Source organism: Vibrio genomosp. F10 str. 9ZD137, assembly GCF_049974785.1.
In the GTDB taxonomy this organism is placed as follows: Bacteria; Pseudomonadota; Gammaproteobacteria; order Enterobacterales; family Vibrionaceae; genus Vibrio.
The window spans coordinates 1-4,343 of the sequence record NZ_JBNGCJ010000573.1 but is presented as its reverse complement, the minus strand read 5'-3'; the positions used below and the strand labels follow the sequence as shown (position 1 = coordinate 4,343).

At 45.3% G+C, this 4,343-nt stretch carries 2 protein-coding genes; both read left to right on the top strand.

The window, feature by feature from the left end; translation table 11 throughout:
* A partial coding sequence (rplL, locus tag ACP45E_RS13865; RefSeq protein WP_069585131.1) for a 50S ribosomal protein L7/L12 occupies positions 1-244 on the top strand: 244 nt, incomplete at its 5' end.
* Positions 245-477: 233 nt separating this feature from the next.
* Positions 478-4,343: DNA-directed RNA polymerase subunit beta (rpoB, locus tag ACP45E_RS13860; protein WP_069585129.1), on the top strand; the 3,866-nt coding region annotated here is incomplete at its 3' end.

The window sequence follows — 4,343 nt, the reverse complement described above, 5'->3', positions numbered from 1 at the left end:
ACCGCTCTTCCGATCTGAAGCTGCTGCTGAGCAAACTGAATTTGACGTAATTCTAGCTTCTGCTGGCGCAAACAAAGTACAAGTAATCAAAGCTGTACGTGGCGCTACAGGTCTAGGCCTTAAAGAAGCTAAGGGTCTAGTAGACTCAGCTCCTGCTGCACTTAAAGAAGGTGTTGACAAAGCTGAAGCTGAAGCGCTTAAAGCGACTTTAGAAGAAGTTGGTGCAACTGTTGAAATTAAGTAATTATTACTTAATTTCTTAGCCGCAAGGCTAATGGCTGGTGGTTTATTAACCACCGGCCTTTTTGCGCTGTAGGGTACTGGTGAATTTTCCCGCTGTTTAACCACTACTACCCATGCAAAAAACATTGCTGATTAAAGTAGCAATGTCACTACAGTAAACAGTTGTTAGTCACTGCCCCATTCTTAGAATGCCTTGGGCAGTTTGGGTCACTTATCAGCGAGCTGAGGAACCCCATGGTTTACTCCTATACCGAGAAAAAACGCATCCGTAAGGATTTTGGTACTCGTCCACAAGTTTTGGACATTCCATACCTGTTATCGATCCAGCTCGATTCGTTCGACAAATTTATCGAACAGGATCCTGAAGGGCAATACGGTCTTGAAGCTGCTTTCCGTTCTGTTTTTCCAATTCAGAGCTATAACGGCAATTCAGAGCTGCAATACGTTAGCTACCGTCTTGGTGAGCCTGTATTTGATGTTAAAGAATGTCAAATCCGCGGCGTAACTTATTCAAAACCGCTACGCGTTAAACTGCGCCTAGTCATCTTTGATAGAGACGCGCCAGCAGGTACCGTAAAAGATATTAAAGAACAAGAAGTCTACATGGGCGAAATTCCGCTTATGACAGACAATGGTACCTTCGTTATCAATGGTACCGAGAGGGTTATCGTATCCCAGCTGCACCGAAGCCCAGGCGTGTTCTTCGACAGCGATAAGGGTAAAACCCACTCATCGGGTAAAGTTCTATATAACGCACGTGTAATTCCTTACCGTGGCTCATGGTTAGACTTTGAGTTCGATCCTAAGGATAACTTATACGTACGTATAGACCGCCGTCGTAAGCTACCTGCTTCGATCATTCTTCGCGCACTTGGTAAAACAACAGAAGAGATCTTGGATCTATTCTTTGAAAAAGTGAACTTTGAAGTAAAAGACAAAACTCTATTAATGGAGTTAGTTCCTGATCGTCTACGCGGTGAAACTGCGTCATTCGACATTGAAGCGAACGGTAAAACTTACGTTGAGACAGGTCGTCGTGTGACAGCACGTCACATTCGTCAACTTGAAAAAGATGGCGTTGAGCACATCGAAGTACCAGTAGAGTACATCGTTGGCAAGGTTGCATCGAAAGATTATATCAACGAAGCAACTGGCGAGATCATCGTTGGTGCAAACCATGAGATCAGCCTAGAAGCTCTAGCAAATTTATCTCAAGCGGGTCACAAAGCGCTAGAAGTTCTATTTACGAACGATCTAGACCACGGTCCATTCATGTCTGAAACATTGCGCATCGACAGTACTGTTGATCGCCTTTCAGCGTTGGTAGAAATCTACCGCATGATGCGCCCTGGTGAGCCGCCAACAAAAGACGCAGCAGAAACATTGTTCCAAAGCTTGTTCTTCAATGAAGATCGTTACGACCTATCTACAGTTGGCCGTATGAAATTCAACAGCTCAATTGAGCGTGAAGATGCCGGTGAACAAGGTACACTAGATGAAACTGACATCATTGCGGTGATGAACAGATTGATCGAGATCCGTAACGGTAAAGGCGAAGTGGACGATATCGACCATCTTGGTAACCGTCGTATCCGTAGCGTAGGCGAAATGGCTGAAAACCAATTCCGAGTTGGTTTAGTTCGTGTAGAACGTGCTGTTAAAGAACGCCTAAGCCTTGGTGATCTTGATGCAATTATGCCTCAGGACCTTATCAACGCTAAGCCGATCTCAGCTGCAGTTAAAGAATTCTTTGGCTCTTCACAGTTGTCCCAGTTTATGGACCAAAACAACCCATTGTCAGAAGTAACGCACAAGCGTCGTATTTCTGCTTTAGGTCCTGGTGGTCTGACTCGTGAGCGTGCTGGCTTCGAAGTTCGTGACGTTCACGTTACGCACTACGGTCGTCTATGTCCGATCGAAACGCCTGAAGGTCCAAACATCGGTTTGATTAACTCTCTATCAGCATTCGCACGTTGTAACGAGTTCGGTTTCCTTGAGACTCCGTACCGTCGTGTTGTTGATGGCGTAGTGACTGAAGATGTTGATTACCTTTCTGCTATTCAAGAAGGTCAATTTGTTATCGCTCAGGCGAATACACTATTGACAGAAGAGTCGACTTTCTCTGAAGAGCTGATCACGGCTCGTCAGAAAGGTGAATCTGGTCTTCACCCACGTGAACATGTTAATTACATGGACGTTGCAACAAACCAAGTTGTATCTATCGCTGCTTCGCTTATCCCGTTCCTAGAACACGATGATGCGAACCGTGCATTGATGGGTGCGAACATGCAACGTCAAGCTGTTCCAACTCTTAGAGCTGATAAGCCTTTAGTTGGTACGGGTATCGAACGTAACATCGCAGTTGACTCTGGTGTTACAGCGGTAGCAAAACGTGGTGGACAAGTACAATCGGTTGATGCATCTCGTATCGTTGTTAAGGTTAATGAAGATGAATTGATTCCTGGTGAAGCGGGCATCGATATCTACAACCTAACAAAATACACGCGTTCAAACCAAAACACATGTATTAACCAACGCCCAACCGTTATGCCAGGTGAGCCTGTTGCACGCGGTGACGTACTTGCTGATGGTCCTTCAACTGACCTTGGTGAGCTAGCGCTTGGCCAAAACATGCGTATCGCATTTATGCCTTGGAATGGTTACAACTTCGAAGACTCGATCTTAGTATCTGAGCGCGTAGTTCAAGAAGACCGTTTCACGACGATTCACATCCAAGAACTGTCTTGTGTGGCTCGTGATACTAAGCTGGGTTCTGAAGAGATCACAGCTGATATTCCAAACGTAGGTGAATCTGCTCTGTCTAAACTAGACGAGTCAGGTATCGTTTACATCGGTGCTGAAGTGAAGGGTGGCGACATCCTAGTTGGTAAAGTAACCCCTAAAGGTGAAACTCAACTGACGCCTGAAGAGAAACTGCTACGTGCAATCTTCGGTGAAAAAGCATCTGATGTTAAAGACACATCACTGCGTGTACCAAACTCTGTTTCAGGGACTATCATCGACGTTCAAGTCTTTACTCGCGATGGCGTAGAAAAAGACAAGCGTGCGCTTGAAATTGAACAGATGCAGCTGAAAGAAGCGAAGAAAGACCTAACTGAAGAGTTCCAAATTCTTGAAGGTGGTCTACTTGCTCGTGTTCGTGCTGTTCTCATCAATGGTGGTTACTCTGAAGCTAAGCTTGACTCTATTGGTCGCAAGCAATGGCTAGAGCAAACGATTGAAGACGATGCGCTTCAGTCACAGCTAGAGCAACTTGCTGAGCAATGGGATGAGCTAAAAGCAGATTTCGATAAGAAGTTTGAAACTAAGCGTCGTAAAATCACTCAAGGTGATGACCTGGCACCTGGTGTACTTAAGATTGTTAAAGTATACCTAGCTGTTAAGCGTCGTATCCAACCGGGTGATAAGATGGCCGGTCGTCACGGTAACAAAGGTGTAATCTCTAAGATTAACCCTGTTGAAGACATGCCATACGATGAAACAGGTCAACCTGTCGATATCGTACTGAACCCGCTGGGTGTACCATCGCGTATGAACATCGGTCAGATCTTAGAAGTACACTTAGGTCTAGCTGCGAAAGGCATCGGTGACAAACTGAACAAGATGCTGAAGGAACAACAAGAGCTGCATAAGTTCCGTAACTTCCTTCAGAAGGTTTACGATCTGGGTGATACACGTCAGAAAGTAGACATTGCTGAATTGTCAGACGATCAAGTTCGTACGTTGGTTAAGAACCTACGTGGTGGTCTACCGATTGCTACGCCAGTATTCGATGGTGCTTCAGAGTCGTTGATTAAAGAACTATTAAAACTGGGTGATCTGCCAGAATCTGGTCAGCTTACGTTGTTTGATGGTCGTACTGGTGATGCGTTTGAGCGTCCTGTAACTGTTGGTTACATGTACATGCTGAAATTGAACCACTTAGTCGATGACAAGATGCACGCTCGTTCAACGGGTTCTTACAGCCTAGTAACTCAGCAACCACTTGGTGGTAAAGCTCAGTTCGGTGGTCAGCGTTTCGGTGAGATGGAAGTATGGGCACTAGAAGCATACGGTGCTGCTTACACGCTTCAAGAAAT